The sequence below is a fragment of the Neomoorella carbonis genome, from assembly GCF_045278715.1.
GTDB lineage: Bacteria > Bacillota > DSM-521 > Neomoorellales > Neomoorellaceae > Neomoorella > Neomoorella carbonis.
This window is the reverse complement of the sequence record NZ_CP136420.1, coordinates 887,465-906,570: the sequence shown is the minus strand read 5'-3', so window position 1 is coordinate 906,570 and position 19,106 is coordinate 887,465. Positions and strand designations below refer to the sequence as shown.

General features: G+C 58.8%; 16 protein-coding genes. 1 reads left to right on the top strand and 15 read right to left on the bottom strand.

Annotation, left to right across the window (positions count from 1 at the left end; translation table 11 throughout):
• Positions 1-59: 59 nt before the first annotated feature.
• From remA to MCACP_RS04655, 5 genes are all read right to left on the bottom strand, one after another.
• Entirely contained in the window at positions 60-335 is a 276-nt protein-coding gene (remA, locus tag MCACP_RS04675; protein WP_406678221.1) for an extracellular matrix/biofilm regulator RemA, read from the bottom strand.
• A gap of 16 nt (positions 336-351) precedes the next feature.
• Positions 352-1,230, bottom strand: coding sequence for a YicC/YloC family endoribonuclease (locus MCACP_RS04670; protein WP_406678220.1), 879 nt, complete (start codon positions 1,228-1,230; stop codon positions 352-354).
• Positions 1,231-1,242: 12 nt separating this feature from the next.
• Positions 1,243-2,415 carry an LL-diaminopimelate aminotransferase gene (locus MCACP_RS04665; RefSeq protein WP_406678219.1) on the bottom strand — a complete coding sequence of 391 codons (1,173 nt, stop codon included), beginning with the start codon at positions 2,413-2,415 and terminating at the stop codon, positions 1,243-1,245.
• A 105-nt stretch (positions 2,416-2,520) separates the two neighbouring features.
• Positions 2,521-3,366 (bottom strand): diaminopimelate epimerase, encoded by an 846-nt coding sequence (gene dapF, locus MCACP_RS04660; protein ID WP_406678218.1) that lies wholly within the window; start codon positions 3,364-3,366, stop codon positions 2,521-2,523.
• 76 nt (positions 3,367-3,442) lie between these two features.
• Positions 3,443-6,214 (bottom strand): cation-translocating P-type ATPase, encoded by a 2,772-nt coding sequence (locus MCACP_RS04655; RefSeq protein ID WP_406678217.1) that lies wholly within the window; start codon positions 6,212-6,214, stop codon positions 3,443-3,445.
• 130 nt (positions 6,215-6,344) lie between these two features.
• Between MCACP_RS04655 and MCACP_RS04650 the strand changes: the two genes are divergently transcribed.
• Positions 6,345-8,099: an Rqc2 family fibronectin-binding protein gene (locus MCACP_RS04650; RefSeq protein ID WP_406678216.1), complete on the top strand. Its 1,755-nt coding sequence runs from the start codon at positions 6,345-6,347 to the stop codon at positions 8,097-8,099.
• Positions 8,100-8,122: 23 nt separating this feature from the next.
• On the opposite strand, the gene MCACP_RS04645 is transcribed toward MCACP_RS04650, so the two are convergent.
• The 10 genes from MCACP_RS04645 to MCACP_RS04600 form a co-directional block, all read right to left on the bottom strand.
• A complete protein-coding gene (locus MCACP_RS04645) occupies positions 8,123-9,031 on the bottom strand; it encodes a DMT family transporter (RefSeq protein ID WP_406678215.1) in 909 nt (302 codons plus the stop codon).
• A 275-nt stretch (positions 9,032-9,306) separates the two neighbouring features.
• On the bottom strand, positions 9,307-10,209 hold the full coding sequence (gene hslO, locus MCACP_RS04640; RefSeq protein ID WP_406678214.1) for an Hsp33 family molecular chaperone HslO: 903 nt from the start codon (positions 10,207-10,209) through the stop codon (positions 9,307-9,309).
• A 4-nt stretch (positions 10,210-10,213) separates the two neighbouring features.
• Complete coding sequence (gene pyrF / locus MCACP_RS04635; RefSeq protein WP_406678213.1) at positions 10,214-10,936, bottom strand: orotidine-5'-phosphate decarboxylase; 723 nt, start codon at positions 10,934-10,936, stop codon at positions 10,214-10,216.
• Positions 10,937-10,973: 37 nt separating this feature from the next.
• Positions 10,974-14,189, bottom strand: a complete 3,216-nt coding sequence (gene carB, locus MCACP_RS04630) for a carbamoyl-phosphate synthase large subunit (protein ID WP_406678212.1) — start codon at positions 14,187-14,189, stop codon at positions 10,974-10,976.
• A gap of 1 nt (position 14,190) precedes the next feature.
• Positions 14,191-15,279, bottom strand: coding sequence for a glutamine-hydrolyzing carbamoyl-phosphate synthase small subunit (carA, locus tag MCACP_RS04625; RefSeq protein WP_406678211.1), 1,089 nt, complete (start codon positions 15,277-15,279; stop codon positions 14,191-14,193).
• Positions 15,280-15,348: 69 nt separating this feature from the next.
• The gene (pyrR, locus tag MCACP_RS04620; RefSeq protein WP_406678210.1) at positions 15,349-15,915 is read right to left on the bottom strand and encodes a bifunctional pyr operon transcriptional regulator/uracil phosphoribosyltransferase PyrR; all 567 of its coding nucleotides are present in this window, start codon (positions 15,913-15,915) and stop codon (positions 15,349-15,351) included.
• A gap of 168 nt (positions 15,916-16,083) precedes the next feature.
• Positions 16,084-17,121, bottom strand: coding sequence for a DUF1786 domain-containing protein (locus MCACP_RS04615; RefSeq protein WP_406678209.1), 1,038 nt, complete (start codon positions 17,119-17,121; stop codon positions 16,084-16,086).
• A 31-nt stretch (positions 17,122-17,152) separates the two neighbouring features.
• Positions 17,153-17,320 (bottom strand): twin-arginine translocase TatA/TatE family subunit, encoded by a 168-nt coding sequence (gene tatA / locus MCACP_RS04610; RefSeq protein ID WP_406678680.1) that lies wholly within the window; start codon positions 17,318-17,320, stop codon positions 17,153-17,155.
• A 68-nt stretch (positions 17,321-17,388) separates the two neighbouring features.
• On the bottom strand, positions 17,389-18,150 hold the full coding sequence (locus MCACP_RS04605; protein WP_406678208.1) for an ABC transporter permease: 762 nt from the start codon (positions 18,148-18,150) through the stop codon (positions 17,389-17,391).
• Positions 18,151-18,152: 2 nt separating this feature from the next.
• Positions 18,153-19,073 (bottom strand): ABC transporter ATP-binding protein, encoded by a 921-nt coding sequence (locus MCACP_RS04600; protein ID WP_406678207.1) that lies wholly within the window; start codon positions 19,071-19,073, stop codon positions 18,153-18,155.
• Positions 19,074-19,106 lie beyond the last annotated feature (33 nt).

Here is a 19,106-nt window from a genome sequence, read left to right as displayed (position 1 = left end):
TAAAAACACCTGCCGACTATACTTTTTATAAAAATCCGGGCCTCCCGGTAAATACAAGCTTACTCTTCCGCTTCATCACTTGCATTAATAGGTTCCCGGGAGGAAAGGCGATGGGCCACCGTTTCCGGCTGGACTGCCGACAGGATGATATGCTCGCTGTCGGTGATAATGACCGCCCTGGTCCGGCGGCCATAGGTGGCATCAATTAACATGCCGCGGTCGCGGGCTTCCTGGATAATTCGTTTTATGGGTGCGGACTCGGGACTGACAATGGCTACTATGCGCCGGGCGGAAACAATATTGCCAAAGCCAATATTAATTAACTTGATGTCCATACTCCCCCTCCTTTACCTACTCCACGTTCTGGACCTGTTCGCGCATCTTTTCCAGCTCGCCCTTAACCGCTACTACCAGGTTGCTTATGGCCAGATCACCGGCCTTGGAACCGATAGTATTTATTTCCCGCCACATTTCCTGCAGGATAAAATCCAGCCGCCTCCCGGCCGGTTCCGAACCGGCCATGGCCGTTGCCATCTGCTCCAGGTGACTTAAAAGGCGGACGATTTCCTCGGTGATATCGGCCTTTTCGGCCAGCAGGGCTACCTCCATCTCCAGGCGTCCGGGATCAAGGGTTATGCCCCCGCTTAGTTCGGCAACCCGCTCTTTAAGACGCCGGGCATATTCCCGGGGTACTTCCGGCGCCCGTTCCCGGATGGCTTCCACCTGCCGGCGCACATACGCCACCCGTTCTTCCAGATCGGCCTGCAGGCGTTGCCCTTCGGCCCGCCGCATGGCCAGCAAGTTCTCCAGGGCTTTTTCTAAAGCCCCGGTTACTACCGGCCAGAGGGTGGCCTCGTCCCATTCCGGTTCGGCAACTTTAACGACCTCTGGTATAGCTAACAGCTTCTCGGCGGTAATATCCGCCGGAATAGCCAGATTTTGCGCCAATTCCTTCAAGGCATTATAATACGCCATCGCCAGGCCCATGTCAACGGTTAGCGGCCGTTTCTCACCATTTTCTTCGCTGATGCTCACCATTACTTCGACGCGGCCCCTGCTGAGGCTATTTTTAATAACCTGGCGTATCTTTTCTTCCAGGGCTGTATAAAGGCGGGGCAGGCGGATTACCACATCCAGGAAACGCTGGTTTACGGCCCGGATCTCTACGGTAACCGTCCTGCCGGCGCCCCTGGCTTCACCCCGGCCGTAACCGGTCATACTGTTCAGCATGGCCTGCTCCTTCTAAAACTCTACTTTACCTAAAGCCCGCCGCAGGCGTTCGATGGCTTCCTGCATGCGTTCTTTGCTGATAGTCAAAGCAATGCGGAAATAACCTTCGCCATAACTGCCATAGCCGTTACCCGGGGTTATGATCACGCCGGCTTTTTCCAGGACCATCTCGGCAAACTCGGCCGAAGTATAGCCCCTGGGTACCGGCGCCCAGACATAGAAAGTAGCTTTGGGCTTCTCCAGCTGCCAGCCCAGGGAGTTAAGACCGTCAACAATGATGTCCCGCCGCTCCTGGTAAATACGCCGTACCTCGTCCAGACCTTCCTGGGTCCCCGTCAGGGCGGCAATGCCGGCATACTGGACGGCCTGGAAGACCCCGGAGTCAATGTTGGACTTGAGCCGGCCCAGGGCTTCAATGACATCAGCGCGGCCGCAGGCCCAGCCCAGGCGCCAGCCGGTCATATTGTAAGGTTTGGATACGGAGTTAAATTCAATACCGACGTCTTTAGCGCCGGGAGCCTGCAGGAAGGAAGGGGCGCGGTAGCCGTCGTAGGTAATTTCGCTGTAAGCGGCATCGTGGCAGACAATGAGATCGTAATTTTTGGCGAACTCGACAACTTCCTGGAAAAATTTAAGGTCAGCCACGGCGCCGGTAGGGTTGTTGGGGTAATTGATAAACATCAGCTTGGCCCGGCGGGCGACATCGCTGGGAATCTCCCTGAGATCGGGCAAAAAGCCGTTGGCTGCCGTGAGGGGCATAAAGTAGGATTCCCCGCCGGCCAGCAGGGTGCCGATATGGTAGACGGGATAGCCGGGGTCGGGTACCAGATTGATATCGCCGGGGTCAACATAGCAGAAGGAGATATGGGCGATACCCTCTTTGGATCCGATGAGGGTTACTACTTCCCGGCGGGGATCAAGGTCCACATTGTAAAGTTTACGATACCAATCGGCCACGGCCTGGCGAAAAGACAGCATGCCTACCGAAGTGGGATAGCGGTGGTTTTCAGGGTTATGGGCCTGCTCCACCAGTTTTTCTATGACATGGGCCGGGGTGGGGATATCAGGATCGCCGATACCCAGGCTGATGATATCAACTCCCCGTTCCCGGGCCTCTTCTATTTTTTTCTCAATGCGGGCAAATAAGTAGGGTGGTAACTCGCGGATACGCCTTGCTTCTTGCATTAATTTTATCCTCCTTACCAGAATAGCATCCTTTTGCGCGGGGGCTCCCCGCCGCTCAAGCTACGCATCGTTAAACGATATTACCTGCCACCGGCTGCGGTGGTTTTATTCCTCAGAAAGGGGGAAATCACCCCGGAAAACTTCTACCGCCGGTCCGGTCATATAAACATGGTTATTCTCCCTCGACCACTCGATCTGCAGGTCGCCGGCAGCCAGGTGGACCGTCACTTCCCGGTTGCTGCGGCCGGTCAGGGCCCCGGCGACGGCAGCGGCGCAGGCACCGGTACCGCAGGCCATGGTCTCCCCGGCCCCTCGCTCCCAGACGCGCATTTTTAGCTCACCCCTGTTCAACACCTCAATGAACTCGACGTTGGTGCGCTGGGGAAAGAGGGGATGGTTTTCTACCGCCGGTCCAACCGTAGTCACGGGGGCCTCCCCCACATCCGTTACAAAAAAAACGCAGTGGGGATTGCCCATGGACAAACAGGTTCCCCGCCAGGTGGTACCGGCCACCGGCACCGGCTCTTCCACCACCGGGGAACCTTCCCCGGCCATGGGAATCTGGCTCCGCTCCAGGCGGGGCTCGCCCATGTCTACCCGGACGCCGGCTACTTTACCGTCCTTGAGGATCAAGCGGGGCTTTATATTCCCGGCCAGGGTTTCCACCTGGATTTCCGGTCCCCGGACCAGCCCTGCTTCATAGGCATAGCGGGCAAAGCAGCGGATGCCATTGCCGCACATCTCCGGCTCGCTGCCGTCGGGATTAAAAATGCGCATCCTTAAGTCCGCCCGGGATGAAGGCAATACCAGGATAAGGCCATCGGCGCCAATACCAAAACGGCGATGGCAGATCCGCCGGGCAAGTTCGGCTAAATCGCCCGGCAATTTTTCTTCCAGGGCGTTTACCAGGACAAAATCATTCCCGAGGCCATGCATCTTGACAAAATGCAACGGCAATCACCCTTATCTTTCACGGCATTTGATGCTCTTATTTTAACATTACCCTTTAATTTTTACCACCTTTATTTTATCTCTGCCACACCAGGCGCCTGGCCGGGGCCAACAGGTAGTAATATATGGCCTGGAGGATGGTGCGCCATCCGGCTGCCAGGATAACTATACCCCAATGGAAGGAGTTCAAAGGTACTGTTTTAAAGACGGCCTGGAGCAGGGGTATGTAAAGTACCAGGAGCTGCATGGCGGCTGAACAGGCTACGGCCAGCACCAGGTAAGGATTGGAAAAATAGCCTGCCGCAAAGGGGGAAAGGTGTTCGGAACGGCATTCAAAGACGGCGAAGAGCTGGGCCATGACCAGGGTGGTAAAGGACAGGGTGCGGGCGGTGAGCAAATCGCCATCGCCCAGGTACAGGCCCAGGATAAATACGGCCAGGGTGGCCACGCCGATCTGGAGACCCAGGACGGCCATGCCCCTGCCCAAACCACGGGCGAAAACACTTTCTCCGGGCGGTCGGGGCGGCCGCTGCATCAAGCCCGGCTCCTTGTTGTCCACCCCCAGGGCCATGGCCGGCAGGCCGTCGGTAACGAGGTTCATCCAGAGAATCTGGATGGGTAAGAGGGGCAGGGGCAGGCCGCTGACAACCGCCACGAACATGGTAAATACTTCCCCGATATTACAGGATAACAGGTAGCGGATAAATTTACGGATATTATCATAAATGCCGCGGCCCTCTTCCACGGCGGCCACAATAGTGGCGAAATTATCGTCGGCCAGGACCATGGCGGCGGCTTCCCTGGCCACGTCGGTGCCGCTGCGGCCCATGGCAATGCCGATATCGGCCTCTTTAATGGCCGGAGCATCATTGACCCCGTCCCCGGTCATGGCCACAATATGGCCGCCGGCCTTTAAAGCCCGGACGATGCGCAGCTTGTGCTGGGGCGAAACCCGGGCGTAAACATTGATTTCCGGGGCCACCCCGGCCAGCTCGGCATCGGTCATCGTTTCCAGTTCCCGGCCGTTTAAAACCTGACCTTCTCCTGCCGGCAGTCCCAGTTCCCTGGCCACGGCCCGCGCCGTTACCTGGTGGTCGCCGGTAATCATAACCACTTTAATTCCCGCCTGGTGGCAGACGCGGATGGCCGCTGCCGCTTCCGGCCGCGGCGGGTCCAGCATACCCATTAAGCCCACCAGGATAAGGTTCTTTTCTACCGTTTCTCCATTTAATTCCGCCCCCGCCTCCAGGTCGCGGTAAGCCAGGGCCAGGACCCGCAGGGCCTGCCCGGCCATAGCCTCATTCTCGGCTCTGATAAGCTCGCGCCGGGCGGCATCCAGGGGCAGGACCCTGCCGTCCACCAGGATCCGGTCGCAGAGGTCGAGGATCACATCCGGGGCCCCTTTGACATAAGCCCGTAAGCCCCGGCCGGCCCGGCAGATAACGCTCATGCGCTTGCGGCCGGAATCAAAGGGAATTTCGGCAACCCGGGGCTCTTGGCGCTCCAACCGTTCCCGCCAGAGACCACCTTTGGCAGCTGCCACCAGCAGGGCGCCTTCCGTAGGATCGCCGCTGATACTCCAGCTGCCGCCGTTGCGGTTCTTTGGTCCCTCACCGGCTTTCTCCCGGCCGCCGTCCCGGCGCAGCCAGCCGCCAATGGTCAGGCCGGCCTTCTGCAGGACGGCGTTGTTGCACAGGGCGGCAATGCTGAGCAGCATTTTAAGGTCGCCTGCCACGGTCACCCGCCGGCCCCGGTCCAGGTATTCACCCTGGGGAATATATCCAGTCCCGCTCACCATTAGGCTCCTGCCGCCGGCCCAGACCCGGCGCACGGTCATCTGGTTCTGGGTGAGGGTCCCGGTCTTGTCCGAGCAAATCACCGTAACACATCCCAGGGTCTCTACGGCCGGCAGCTTGCGAATGATGGCCTGGCGCTGCACCATCTTCTGTACCCCCAGGGCCAGGCATACGGTGACAATGGCGGGCAGGCCTTCGGGGATGGCTGCCACGGCTAGACTTACGCCGGCCAGGAACATATTATACAGTTCTTCGCCCCGGAAGGTGCCGATGCTAACCACAGCAGCGCAGATAGCCAGGCAGGCCAGCACCAGCCAGCGGCCTAAGGCAGCCAGGCGCTTTTGTAAAGGAGTATCTTCATCTTCCACTTCCTGGAGCAGGCCGGCAATTTTCCCTACTTCCGTGTTCATTCCTGTGGCTACCACTACAGCCTCGCCGCGGCCGCTGGTGATAACCGTCCCCTGGTGGACCATATTGCGCCGGTCGCCGACAGCTACCGGTCCTCGCAGAGGACCGGGCACTTTATGGACCGGAACCGACTCGCCGGTGAGGGCCGCCTCATCGGCCTGGAGGTTAACGGCTTTTAAGAGCAGGGCATCGGCCGCCACCCGGTCGCCGCTTTCCAGGAGCAAAATATCGCCGGGGACGACCTCCCGTGCCGGTACCCGCCGCACCTCATTATCCCGCCGCACCCGGGCCTCCGGCGCCGCCATTTCTTTTAAAGCTTCCAGGGAACGTTCGGCCCGGTATTCCTGGATAAAGCCCAGGATGGCATTGATAACCACAATGGCCACAATGGTTATAGCATCGGCTATTTCCCCAAGAAAGGCCGAAACAGCAGTAGCCGCAAGTAACACCAGGACCATGAAATCTTGAAACTGGTTCAGGAAGATTATATAAGGCGGTACCTTCGGTTTGGCCTTTAGCTGGTTGGGACCGGCTTCCTCCAGGCGCCGACGTGCTTCCGCCCCTGCCAGGCCCCGTTGGCCGTCTGACTGCAAAACCTGCAAGGCTTCGTCAGGACTCATCTGGTACCAAAGACGTGACTGCATTCCCCTCGTCCCTTCTTTCTTCCGAAATCACCATCAGTCTATGCCTGTCCCTGGAAGAAAAGAACAGCCGGACAGGGAGTTTCCAGTCACCTGGGGGCATGTTATACTATGGAGGAAGGGGCGAGATTTAATGGCTTTTGATGGTCTTTTCCTTGCTGCCATCAAGGAAGAATTAACCGGACTGATAGGCAGCCGTGTTGACCGCATCTTTCAACCTGAAAAAGAAACCATCATTCTCCACCTGCGTAAAGGCCGCGACACCAAAAAACTCCTCCTCTGCAGCCTGGCCGACCAGGCGCGGGTGCATCTAACGGCGGCCGCCTTTACCAATCCCGTCACCCCGCCCCTCTTCTGCATGGTCCTGCGCAAGCACCTGGAGGGTGGAACCCTGGCGGCCGTCGAGCAGCCGGGCCTGGAGCGAGTCCTGTTATTCCATTTTCATACGACCGATGAACTGGGCCGGCCGGCGACGCGGCAACTGGTAACTGAAATCATGGGCAAGCACTCCAACATTATTCTCCTTAACCCCGAGGGCAACATTATTGACGCTGCCCGCCGTTACACCCACGCCGTCAGCCGCCACCGGGAAGTCCTGCCCGGGCGCCCTTATGTCCCGCCGCCGGCTCAGGTTAAGGCCGATCCCCGCAGCCTCGACGACGAAGCCTTTACCCGTCTCATCCTGGAAGGGCAGTGGAATACACCCCTGGAGCGCCTGCTGGTGGAAAAACTCGCAGGATTAGGGCCGGAAACCGCCCGGGAAGTCGTCTGCCGCGCCGGCCTGCCGGCCGGGGCAACCATGGAAGGCTGCGGCGAATACGAACTGGCCCGCATTTACCAGGCCCTCCGGGAAATCATGGCAGCTGCCAGCCCTGAGGCCTGGCAACCGGTTGTCGTCATGGGACAGGAACGGCAGCCCCTGGCCTTTGCCGCCTTTGAACTACACCAGTACGAGGGATTACCCCGGCAGCCTTTCCCAACCCCCTCGGCCGCCTGCGACAGTTTTTATCAGGCCCGGCGGGAACGGCAGCTCATGGAAGGAGCCCGGCGCAGCCTGGAGCATATCCTCGATCGGGAATTGAAACGCTGCTATAAAAAAGAAGGACTGCAGGCGGCTACGGTGGCTGAGGCTGCCGGCGCGGAAAAATTCCGCCTGGCCGGGGAAATCATCACTGCCAATATCTACCGTCTGGAAAAAGGGCAGTCTACTTTAACGGCCCCCAACTTCTATGATCCGGCGGGCGAAATGGTAACCATCGAGCTGGACCCGTCTCTGACACCGGCCGAAAACGCCCAGATGTATTTCCACCGCTACAACAAGGCCAAAAATGCCGCCCGCCTGGCTAAAGAGCAGCTGGAACAAACCCGCGCCGAGATAGCTTACCTGGAAAGCATCGCCCAGGCCTTGAGCATGGCCGCAACTTTCGACGACCTGGCGGAAATCCGGCGGGAGCTGCGTCAGGCAGGGTATCTGCCGGAAGAAAAGGAAAAAGAAAAGCCGGGAAAAAAGGGTGATAAAAAAGATGCCGCCCGGCCCTCCCGGCCCCTGGAATTTACTTCACCCGATGGTTTTAAAATCCTGGTCGGCAAAAATAATCGCCAGAACGACTGGCTGACCTTAAAATATGCCGCTTCCAGCGACCTCTGGCTCCATGCCAAGGACATCCCCGGCTCCCATGTGATCATCCGCACCGGAGGCCGGGAAGTGCCCGCCCCCACCCTGGAAATGGCCGCCCGCCTGGCGGCCCGCTACAGCCGCGCCGGCCAATCCAGCCGGGTGCCGGTCGACTACACCCTGGTGAAAAACGTCCGCAAACCCGCCGGCGCCAGGCCCGGCATGGTCATTTACGACCACCAGCGGACGGTTTATGTAACGCCGGCGGAATAAAAAGTTCATTCGCCGGGACTACCTTAAGTATTATCCGGGGCAACGGCCCCTTGCCCGGCGACTTGTTGCCAGGTTACTCCCAGCAGGATGAGGGTCCCCCCCAGGATCTGGCCGGGCTGCAGTTTTTCCCCCAGCACCAGGAAACCCAGGACCGCGGTAACTACCGGTTCCAGGGTACAGATAATAGCTACACGCGATGCACCTAAATAGGTCAACCCTTTAGCCATGGCCGTATAGGCCAGGACGGTGGTGATTAAGGCCAGCACGGCAATGGCCAGAAGTGCCTGGATATTAAAGGAAAGATTAAAATTCCCCGTCATTAACGCTACAAACAAAAATGCCACGCCCATGGTCAAAGTGGCATAAGCGTTAAAAATTTTGGGTTCCAGGCGCTTCAACAGGCGGGTCTGTCCTACCATAAAAATGCCGTTGGCCAGAGCGGCCAGAAGAGCGGCCGCCGTCCCCCCTCCTTTCCAATCCCCTGCAGGTATCCCCAGGACTATGCTCAGGCCCAAAAAGGCCAGGAAAAGGGCCCCGCCCTTGGCCTTGGTAAGGGGTTCATGTAAAAAGACGGCGGCAAGGATGGTTACGATAGCCGGGTAAATATAGAAAAAGAGTATGGCTGCTGCTGCCGGGATATGCTGAAAGGCGTAAAAAAGTAGAAGCACCGTCAAAGCCTGTCCTCCCAGGGAGAGGACTATCAGCTGGTAAAATGTGCGTTGGTCTACCCTCCAGTTCGAAGGGAAAAGCAACAGGTTGCCCCAGAAAAATGTAGCTGCGAACAGAAAACGGAGGGCCAGGGTAGTCAGCATATTAGCCCCGCCGGCATAGGCCAGCTTGGCTGCTACCCCTTCTGTTCCCAGGGCGACCGCGGCCAGGGCCGCAAAAACAATACCCCAGATTTCCCTGGAACCACCGTTTCGTCTAACCAACGCTTATCCTCCTGTACAGTTAAGGCATGGCGGGCTCCAACCGCTCTACCAGTTATTCTAAGATTCTAAAATACCTGGTAGATAATGTCTACCCCCAAGCTCGTGCCGGCCTCCCTTAAGACGGTAAGTATTAAAAATGGCCCCATCCTGTTGCATTACAGGAAAGGGCCAAACCCCAGGAAGTCACATTGGCACCTCCGGAGGTTCTTCCCAGTATATTGTTATTTTTCCCGTGTTGGCAGGAAATAACTCCCCTTCGCCGGTAAATTAAGCTGCTAAAGCTCCGGAGGGTCATGATTTTCCTGCCCTGGAAGGGCAGCGAGAAGTTCAGCCACTTCCTCCCGGCTGAAACGATATGTCCGGCTGCAGAAGGCGCACCGGGCCTCGGCACCACCCTGTTCTTCCAGGAGCTTTTGTAGTTCTCCCGGCCCTAAAGCCAGGAGAATATCCTTCAAACGCTCCCGGGAACAATCGCAGGCGTAGTGCAAGGGCCGGCGCTCATGGACTTTGAGGGCGAAGCCCTGCAAAAGCAGGGCCAGGATATCTTCCGGCGTGTGCCCCCGGGAGATGAGGCGGCTCACCGGGCCTGCCGCCTCAATATTTTTTTCCAGGGTTGCAGCTGTTCCTTCGGCCGATCCCGGCAGAAGCTGCAAAAGATAACCGCCGGCAGCCCCCACCTTTCCGCCGGGTTCTACCAGAACCCCTAAGCCGACGGCAGAAGGTTTTTGTTCAGAGGCGGTAAAATAGTAGGCCAGGTCCTCCCCGATCTCGCCGGAAACAAGCGGCACGCTGCCGTTGTAAGGCTCCTTCAACCCCAGGTCTTTAGCCACATACATCATTCCCCTGCCTACCGCCCGGCCGACGTCCAGCTTGCCGTCATGCCTCAAAGGCAGGTCTACCCCCGGTTCCGCCACATAGCCTTTCACCGTCCCCGTGCGAGCCACAGCCACAATGCTGCCCAGGGGCCCGTCACCCAGGATGCGTACAGTAATACTCTGACCTTCCTTGAGGGTTGCCGCCATCAGGGCCGCCCCGGTCAACACCCGGCCCAGGGCCGCCGTCGCCGTAGGCGAAGTGTTGTGCAAGTCCTTCGCTTCCTGCACCAGCAGGGTAGTCTGCGCCGCTATGGCCAGGATCTGGCCCTCGCCCGCCGTAGCCCGCACCAGGTAATCCTTCATAACGTTATATAACGCCCTCCATTTCTTCCCCGATGGCCCTGGCGGCGGCAGCCGGGTCGGGGGCAGCGGTAATGGGGCGGCCGATTACCAGGTAAGAAGCCCCCTCCTGCAGGGCCGCGGCCGGGGTCATAACCCGGCGCTGGTCGCCGCGGTCGGCTCCCGCCGGACGCACTCCCGGCGTTACAATGAGAAATTCCGGACCGCAGGCTTCCCGGATGGCCCGGATCTCCCGGGGCGAGGCCACCACCCCGTCCAGCCCCGCTTCTTTAGCCAGCCTGGCCCAGCGGACCACCTGCTCCTCTACTTCCCGTTCAATGCCTACCTCGTCTCTTAAAGCTTTCCCATCCAGGCTCGTTAATACGGTAACGGCCAGGACAAAAGGAGCCGGGCGTCCGGCCGCCTCCGCTTCCTGCCTGGCAGCCGCTACCGCAGCTTCCATCATGCTCCTGCCGCCGGCGGCATGGACGTTCAGCATATCCACCCCCAGGCGCACCAGAGCCCGGACCGCGCCGGCCACGGTATTGGGGATGTCGTGGAGCTTCAGGTCGGCAAAGACTTTGCCGCCCCGCTCTTTAACCATGCGGATGGCCTCCGGCCCGGCGGCCGTGTAAAACTCCAGGCCTACTTTAAACATGCCGACGTAAGGGAAAAGCTGGTCTACCAGCTTTTCACCGGCCGCCAGACTGGCAACATCCAAAGCCACGATTATTTTATCTCTGGCTGGCATGAAGATCATCTCCTGTCCGGCAATCTCACTTTATGGGTTAAGGGCGGGATACATACTCCTGCAGGGGTTTTAGTTCAAATTCATCCCCGGACTTCAGGGACTGGAGGACTTTAAGCAGGGCCCGGGCCGTGTCCAGAGAGGTCAGGCAGGGGATGCCCAGTTCGGCTGCGGCGCGGCGGATCTTAAAGCCGTCCCTCCCGGGCATCTTGCCCCGGGTCAGAGTGTTGAGGACGAAGTGGATTTTCCCTTCGCGGATATAATCCAGGATGTGGGGCGAACCTTCGCGGATCTTACCCACCCTTTCCACGAAGAGCCCGGCCGCGGCCAGGGCGCCGGCCGTACCGGCGGTAGCCACCACTTTGAAGCCCAGTTCGGCAAAACCCTTGATAATGGGGACCGCTTCCGCCTTGTCCTTATCGGCAATGGTAGCCAGAAGGGTCCCGCGGCCGGGAATGGTGCAACCGGCAGCCAGCAAGCCTTTGTAAAGGGCTCGCTCATAGACAGGATCAATACCCATAACTTCGCCGGTGGACTTCATCTCCGGTCCCAGGGAAGTATCCACCTGGAGGAGCTTGCCGAAGGAAAAGACGGGGACTTTGACGGCGGTAAAATCCGGCGGCGGCATCAGGCCTCCCCGGTAGCCCTGCTCAGGAAGGCTTTTGCCCAGCATCACGTTGGTGGCCAGGGCCACCATGGGTACGCCGGTAATCTTGGAAAGATACGGCACCGTCCGGCTGGAACGGGGGTTGACCTCCAGAACGTAAACTTCCCCCTGGTGAATGACGAACTGGATATTGAGGAGGCCGCGAATACAAAGCGCCCGGGCCAGCTGCTGGGTATAGGCAACAATTTTTTCGGCCACTCCCGGCGGCAAGCTGTGGGCCGGGTAAATGGCAATGCTGTCGCCGGAATGGACGCCGGCCCGCTCGACGTGTTCCATGATGCCGGGGATGAGGACGGTCTCGCCGTCACTGACGGCGTCCACTTCCACCTCGATCCCCGGCAGGTATTTGTCCACCAGTACGGGGTGCTCCGGGGCGACGCGCACGGCAGTGGTGGCATACTCCAGCAGTTCACCTTCGCTGTGGACGATCTCCATGGCCCGGCCGCCCAGGACGTAGGAAGGCCGTACCAGCACCGGGAAGCCTAGTTCCTTGGCAATCCTCGCCGCCCCGGCTACGGAAGTCGCCGCCCCGCCCCGGGGCCGGGGGATCCGGAGTTCATTTAGCAGGGCGTCAAACTTTTCCCGGTCTTCGGCCCGGTCAATATCGGCCACCGTTGTACCCAGGACCTTGAAGCCGGCCTCGGCCACTACCCTGGCCAGGTTGATGGCCGTCTGGCCGCCGAACTGGACAATCACCCCTTCCGGCTGCTCCCGTTCCAGGACGTTCAAGACATTTTCCGGTGTCAGGGGTTCAAAATAAAGGCGGTCGGAAGTATCAAAGTCGGTGCTGACCGTTTCCGGGTTGTTGTTGATCATTATGGGGTGCACCCCGGCGCGGCGCAGGGCCCAGGCGGCATGGACCGAGCAGTAGTCGAACTCGATTCCCTGGCCGATGCGGATGGGTCCCGCCCCCAGGACCACCACCTTGCGGCCGTCCAGGGGCCGGACCTCGTCTTCGACATCATAGCTGGAATAATAATAGGGCGTAACGGCTTCAAACTCGGCCGCGCAGGTATCCACCATCTTGAAGGTGGGCCTGATCCCCTCTTCCTGTCGCTGCCGGGCTATGGCCGCCGGCGGCAGGCCGGTAAAGTTGGCAATCTCGCCGTCGCTGAAGCCCATGGCCTTGGCGCGCCTCAAGGTAGCCCCATCCAGGGTAGGACCTGCCGCTATGAGTTTTTCTTCCATGGCAACAATTTTTTCAATCTCGCCTAAAAAATACGGGTCAATGCCGGTGATTTCATGGATTGATGCAATGGTCCAGCCCCGGCGCAGGGCTTCGGCAATAACAAACAGGCGCTCGTCGTCGGCCTCGGCCATTTTGCGGCGCAGGGCGCCGTCGCTGAAACGCTGGAAGGCCGGTACCCTCAAACCGTCAAGCTTTAATTCCAGAGAGCGGATGGCCTTTAAGAGGGCGCCGCTGAAGGTGCGGTCAATGGCCATAACTTCCCCGGTGGCTTTCATCTGGGTGCCCAGGAGGCGTTCGGCCAGGGAGAATTTATCGAAGGGAAAGCGGGGGATTTTGACGACGACATAATCCAGGGCCGGTTCAAAGCAGGCTTTGGTTTCCCGGGTGACGGCATTGGGAATCTCGTCCAGGGTCAGACCCAGGGCGATCTTGGTGGCCACCCGGGCAATGGGGTAGCCGGTAGCCTTGGAAGCCAGGGCGCTGGAGCGGCTGACCCGGGGATTGACCTCAATGACGTAATAACGCATGCTGCCGGGATCCAGGGCGAACTGGATATTGCAGCCCCCTTCGATGCCCAGGGCGCGGATGATCTTGAGGGCCGAGCGGCGCAGCAGGTGGTACTCCCGGTCCGAAAGGGTCTGGGAGGGGGCGACGACGATGCTGTCGCCGGTATGGATCCCTACCGGGTCGATATTTTCCATATTGCAGACGGTAATACAGTTGTCGGCCCCGTCGCGGATGACTTCGTACTCGATCTCCTTCCAGCCGGCGACGGAGCGCTCCACCAGAATCTGTTTGATGAGGCTAAGCTTCAGGCCCTTCAGGGCGATGGCCTCCAGTTCCGCCTCATTCCGGGCCACCCCGCCGCCGGTACCGCCCAGGGTATAGGCCGGCCGCACAATGACCGGGTACCCGATCTCCCCGGCAAAAGCCAGGGCTTCCTCGACGGTGTTGACAATCCGGCTCTCGGGTACCGGTTCCCCCAGTTCCAGCATCATGGCCTTGAACTGCTCCCGGTCCTCAGCCCGCTGGATGGCCTTTAAAGGCGTCCCCAGCAGCTCTACCCCGGTTTCCTCCAGGACGCCGGCTTCGGCCAGCTCCAGGGCCAGGTTCAACCCTACCTGCCCCCCCAGGGTGGGGATCAGGCCGTCGGGCCGCTCCTGGCGGACGATCTTGGCTACAAAATCCAGGGTCAGGGGTTCCAGGTAAACGCGGTCGGCCATGTCCCGGTCGGTCATGATGGTGGCCGGGTTGGAATTGACCAGGACAACCTCCATTCCTTCTTCCTTTAAAGCCCGGCAGGCCTGGGTGCCGGCGTAATCAAATTCCGCCGCCTGGCCGATGATAATGGGCCCGGAACCGATGACCATAATCTTTTTTAACCCGGGTTTCACCGGCATCTCAATGGCCCTCCTTTCCCCGGTTGTCGTCTACCATCCGGATAAATTCATGGAAAAGGTACTCGGAATCCGTCGGTCCCGGAGAAGATTCGGGGTGGTACTGGACGGAAAAGACAGGCAGTTGCCTGTGGCGCAGGCCTTCAACGGTGCCGTCATTGAGGTTGATGTGGGAGACGGCCACGTCTCGCGGTAGTGTTTCGGCCCGGACGGCGTAGCCGTGGTTCTGGGAGGTGATATAGACCCGGCCGGTACGCAGATCTTTGACCGGGTGGTTGCCGCCCCGGTGACCGAAGGGAAGCTTGTAAGTATCACCCCCCAGGGCCAGGGCCAGGAGCTGGTGGCCCAGGCAGATGCCCATCACCGGTACTTTGCCCAGGAATTCCCGGATGGCGGCCACACCGTAGGGGACATCCTTGGGGTCGCCCGGGCCGTTGGAAATGACCACCCCGTGGGGCCGGGCGGCTAAAATTTCAGCCGCGGTACTCCGGGCCGGCATGACAATGACCGTACAGCCCACGCGGCGGAGCCAGCGAATAATATTCTCTTTGACACCGAAATTATAGAGGACGATGCGGCGCTCGCCGCCCTCAACCGTAAAAGGTTCCTTATTGGTCACGGCCGGCACCAGTTTGGGACCGCTTAAAGGCGGTTCCATGGCGGCCCTGGTCTTCAGTTCCTCGATGTCAACTTCCCCTGTGGCCAGGATGCCCCGCATGGTACCGTGGCGGCGCAGGTGCCTGGTGAGGGCGCGGGTGTCTACCCCTTGAAGGGCCGGGATGCGGTTTGCTTTTAAATAATGATCGATGTCCCCGGTGGCCCGCCAGTTGCTGGGTCGGGGACAGGCCTCATGGACGATAAAGCCGGCCACCCTGGGGCGCTCGGATTCCCAGTCCTCGGCGTTAATACCGTAGTTGCCAATCAGGGGATAGGTGAGGACGACAATCTGGCCACAGTAAGAGGGATCGGTCAGGATCTCCTGATAACCGGTCATGCTGGTGTTGAAAACTACTTCGCCATGGCAGCGGCCGGGATAGCCAAAGGCCTCGCCGGTAAAAACCGTACCGTCGGCCAGCACCAGAAACCCTTGCAACGGCGTTCACTCCCTGCCAAGTTTATTAGTTTCAGTATCCAGGCAACACTGGTATTGTAGGGAATAATTTCAAGGACTAACATCGAGTTCATGCGGCAATTCCCTGATCAATACCTGGTCGACGCCATCAATTTCCTCGAGTTGGACGGCTATCTCTTCCTTGCAAGAAGTGGGAACATTTTTGCCGACATAATCGGCACGGATAGGAAGTTCCCGGTGCCCCCGGTCGATTACTACCGCCAGTTGTATATTCCGCGGTCGTCCCAGGTCAAACAGGGCATCGAGGGCGGCCCTGATAGTGCGCCCGGTAAAAAGGACATCGTCTACAAGGACTATCTTTTTCCCGGTAACCTCAAAGGGTATCTTCGTCTCATTAACTGTCGGTTGGATATTTAATGTTGTCAGGTCATCGCGGTAAAGGGTGATATCGAGGATACCCAGCGGTATCTTTACACCTTCAATCTCTTCAATGATTTTCTGCAATCTCTCGGCCAGGGGTACACCCCGGCGCCGGATACCGATCAGGACCAGGTTTTCCGTCCCGCGGTTGCGTTCCAGGATCTCATGGGCTATGCGGGTCAGGGCCCGGCGCAGTTTATCGGCATCCATGATCCTGGCTTTTACCGTCAGCTCCATCCTCAACCCCTCCTCCGGGCATTAAAAAACCTGCGCATGAAGGCTGGCGCAGGCTTAGCATACCACTAGTATATTTCTCTTACTCCTTTGCTAGCCTCACCGGACTAACTTAAAAGGACCTTCGAGATGGTAGTTTAGCCCAAAGTCCGACCCCTGTCAAGGGCAATTTTACCGGGTGTCACCGGCCACAGCGGCCACCAGGCCGAAACAGCCGCTGAGCATCATGTCACCATAAGGGGCGGCCCAGTAGTAATCCTGGTGTATGGTCAGCCGGCGCTGCGGACCCGTTACGGCAACGAAACGGAAGCCCCTACCCGGCCGGTAACCGGGATCAATATAACATCCGTGACCGCCGTCATTAAAGATTTCCTCATTGGTTAGCTCCCCGGCCCTCAGCTTTTCGACAAAACGAGCCAGCTTGTGGCCGCTTAAACAGCTGGTATGATGCTCAAACAGGCCCCATACCCGCTGCCCCTGGAGGAGAACCCCAATGGTGTGCTGGTTGCCGCAGTTGACAACGATCAACCCTTCCTCGCTGTAGGCCGCCACCCTGGCATCGCACAGGGCACCCCACAGGGCGGCCGCGCCGGTGTCCATGAGCCAGGCCCCCGGCGCCTGCTCCCGTACGGCCTGCATGCGGGTGAGATAACGCGGCGGCTCCCGGTAAAGCAGGTCTGCCAGTCTACCGCCGCCGGCAACAAAGCGCTGCCAGTGCTGAAAACGAAAGAGACGGTCGCTTGTACCTTTCGGCGCCTCGCCGTGATCCAGGACGGCTATGGCCACTTCCGCCGGAAGGCTGACGCCATAGGGAGCCAGGCTACCGGCCAGGGTATCAAGATCAACATCGCCCGTCTTTATGGTTACTGCATCCCCGGGCGGTTCCTCAGTTATTTCAATGCCCAGTTGCCGCACCCTGTCCAGGTCGTCATAAACCGTCCGCGCTGCCGGAGCCGTAGCATAGACTTTTAAACCGGCAGCCAGGTGGCGGCGCAAAGCTCCTACCAGGGCTCCGCCACCCATAAGGTAACCGGTGAGGAAGACGTCCCGGCGAGCGGCTGTGGCTGCCTCCACCTGCCGGCCGCAGATTACCGTCGGCGAGGGTAAAATGAGCTGGACGCAGTTTTCCAGCGGCTGGTCCGGACGGTAGAGCAGGATATCCTGGGTGCCGCCGCCGATGTCTATGGCCAGTAAAGGCCGGGTGAGCATTTTGCCACCTCCGTAAATGGGATGGGAGGCTCTATTTCTTCTCCGGCTTGTCGTCAGCATCAAGGCCTTTTTTAAATTCGTTGATAGTCCGGCCCAGGCCGCGGCCGAGTTCCGGCAACCTTTTGGGACCAAAGATGATTACTGCCGCCAGGATAATGAGTATCCAGGCGTAAGGACTGAATAAAGTGCCGAGGGTTATGATGGTTATTGCCCCCCTTTTTTAACCTTATACCCAGGATAACATATTCTCCCTTCCGGGACAACCTGCTAGCCCGTTAAACGCCTACGCAGGAGGTAAAGGGGCGGGTAGAAAAAGATGGCAATAAAAACTACCAGCCAGGCTACATGGAGCAGGAGACCCGGGCTTAACTGCCCCAGGATCAGGGGCCGTACCAGCTCCACCACATGGTAAAGGGGGATCAGCCAGGCCAGGCGCTGGACGATTAAAGGCAGGGCATCCAGGGGAAAGAAAACGCCGGCAAAGAGGAACATAGGGGTAATAATCAGGGTAAAAAAGTAGCTGAAGGTATCAATCTTGGGTACCAGGCCCGTCCAGATCATCCCCAGTTCGGCAAAGACAAAGCCGCATAACACCAGCACCAGGGGCACCAGCAAGGCCGCTGGCGACTGCACCAGGCCGAGCAAGAAAATCACCAGTAAAATAACCGTACCATAGAGGACACTTTTAAAGGTCCCAAAAAGCATTTCCCCCACTACTACCTCATCCAGGCTCACCGGGGTCGCCACAATGGCATGGTATGTCTTTTGAAACTTCATGCGCACAAAGCTGTCATAAGTACACTCGGAGGCCGTAGCCCACATGGCCGAAGAGGCAATCAGCCCCGACGCCAGGAACTGGAGGTAGCTCATACCCTTGATGGCCGGGATATAGTGGCCCATGCCGTAACCCATGGCCACCAGGTAAAGGAGGGGTTCCAGGAAATTGAACATGATGTTGGTCAGCCAGGTCTTGCGAAAGACGACAAAATTACGCCAGAAAACCTTCCAGGCACGGTAAGAAATATCCATTCTTAATCCAGGCCCCTCCCGGTTAGCTTGAGGAAAACATCTTCCAGGGTCGCCGGCCTTAACCTCATATGGCTGAATTTACTGTTTAAGCCCTGGACCTGCCGCCAGACTTCGCGGCCGTCGCTGGTGTATAAATACAGGGTCCGGCCTATGGTCTGGTGGGCCAGGATGCTGCCGTCCACCAGGGTTAAAATGGACCCGGCCTCGTCGTCTACCGGTGCCAGTTCCAGGACTTCCCGGCCGACATGGCGCTCGACCAGCTCTCCGGGCGACCCCTCTTCCAGGATTATCCCCCGGTCCATAATGACCAGCCGGTCGCACAGCTGAGCCGCCTCCTCCAGGTAGTGGGTAGTGAGAATCAAGGTTACCCCGGCCGCTTTTAGCTGGCGCAGTTTCTCCCAGATCATATGGCGGGCTTCTGGATCCAGGCCGGTGGTTGGTTCATCTAAAATTAAAAGCTGCGGCTTATTTACCAGGGCCCGGGCGATGGCCAGGCGCCGCTTCATGCCCCCGGAAAGGTGATCGACCTCAACCCTGGCCTTTTCCTCCAGGCCGGTAAAGGCCAGGAGCTCCTGGACGCGCTTGCGGGCCTCGTCCCGGGGGATATCGAAATAGCCGGCATAGAGAAGCAGGTTTTCCTCTACGGTTAACTCCGGGTCCAGATTATCCTCCTGGGATACAACCCCCAGCCGGGCCTTAATTTCCCGCGGCCGGCTGCGCACGTCGTAGCCCAGCACTTCCAAACTACCCGCAGTCACAGGGGTAAAACAATGGATCATCTTGATGGTGGTGGTTTTTCCGGCGCCGTTAGGTCCCAAAAAGCCGAAGCACTCCCGGGGACGGACCGCAAAATCTATTCCCTTGACAGCCGTAAAACCGTTATATTTCTTTACCAGGCCGCGCGCCCGGACTACATCCGTCAATGCCTATCCACCCTGCCTCAATAAAAATACCCC

Coding starts and splice junctions, on each gene's coding strand:
- MCACP_RS04670 (WP_406678220.1), bottom strand. CDS start 1,230: ATGCTGAACAGTATGACCGGTTACGGCCGGGGTGAAGCCAGGGGCGCC.
- pyrR (WP_406678210.1), bottom strand. CDS start 15,915: ATGGAGCTGACGGTAAAAGCCAGGATCATGGATGCCGATAAACTGCGC.
- MCACP_RS04665 (WP_406678219.1), bottom strand. CDS start 2,415: ATGCAAGAAGCAAGGCGTATCCGCGAGTTACCACCCTACTTATTTGCC.
- MCACP_RS04655 (WP_406678217.1), bottom strand. CDS start 6,214: ATGCAGTCACGTCTTTGGTACCAGATGAGTCCTGACGAAGCCTTGCAG.
- MCACP_RS04605 (WP_406678208.1), bottom strand. CDS start 18,150: ATGGATATTTCTTACCGTGCCTGGAAGGTTTTCTGGCGTAATTTTGTC.
- hslO (WP_406678214.1), bottom strand. CDS start 10,209: ATGAAGGATTACCTGGTGCGGGCTACGGCGGGCGAGGGCCAGATCCTG.
- pyrF (WP_406678213.1), bottom strand. CDS start 10,936: ATGCCAGCCAGAGATAAAATAATCGTGGCTTTGGATGTTGCCAGTCTG.
- MCACP_RS04650 (WP_406678216.1), top strand. CDS start 6,345: ATGGCTTTTGATGGTCTTTTCCTTGCTGCCATCAAGGAAGAATTAACC.
- remA (WP_406678221.1), bottom strand. CDS start 335: ATGGACATCAAGTTAATTAATATTGGCTTTGGCAATATTGTTTCCGCC.
- MCACP_RS04615 (WP_406678209.1), bottom strand. CDS start 17,121: ATGCTCACCCGGCCTTTACTGGCCATAGACATCGGCGGCGGCACCCAG.
- carB (WP_406678212.1), bottom strand. CDS start 14,189: ATGCCGGTGAAACCCGGGTTAAAAAAGATTATGGTCATCGGTTCCGGG.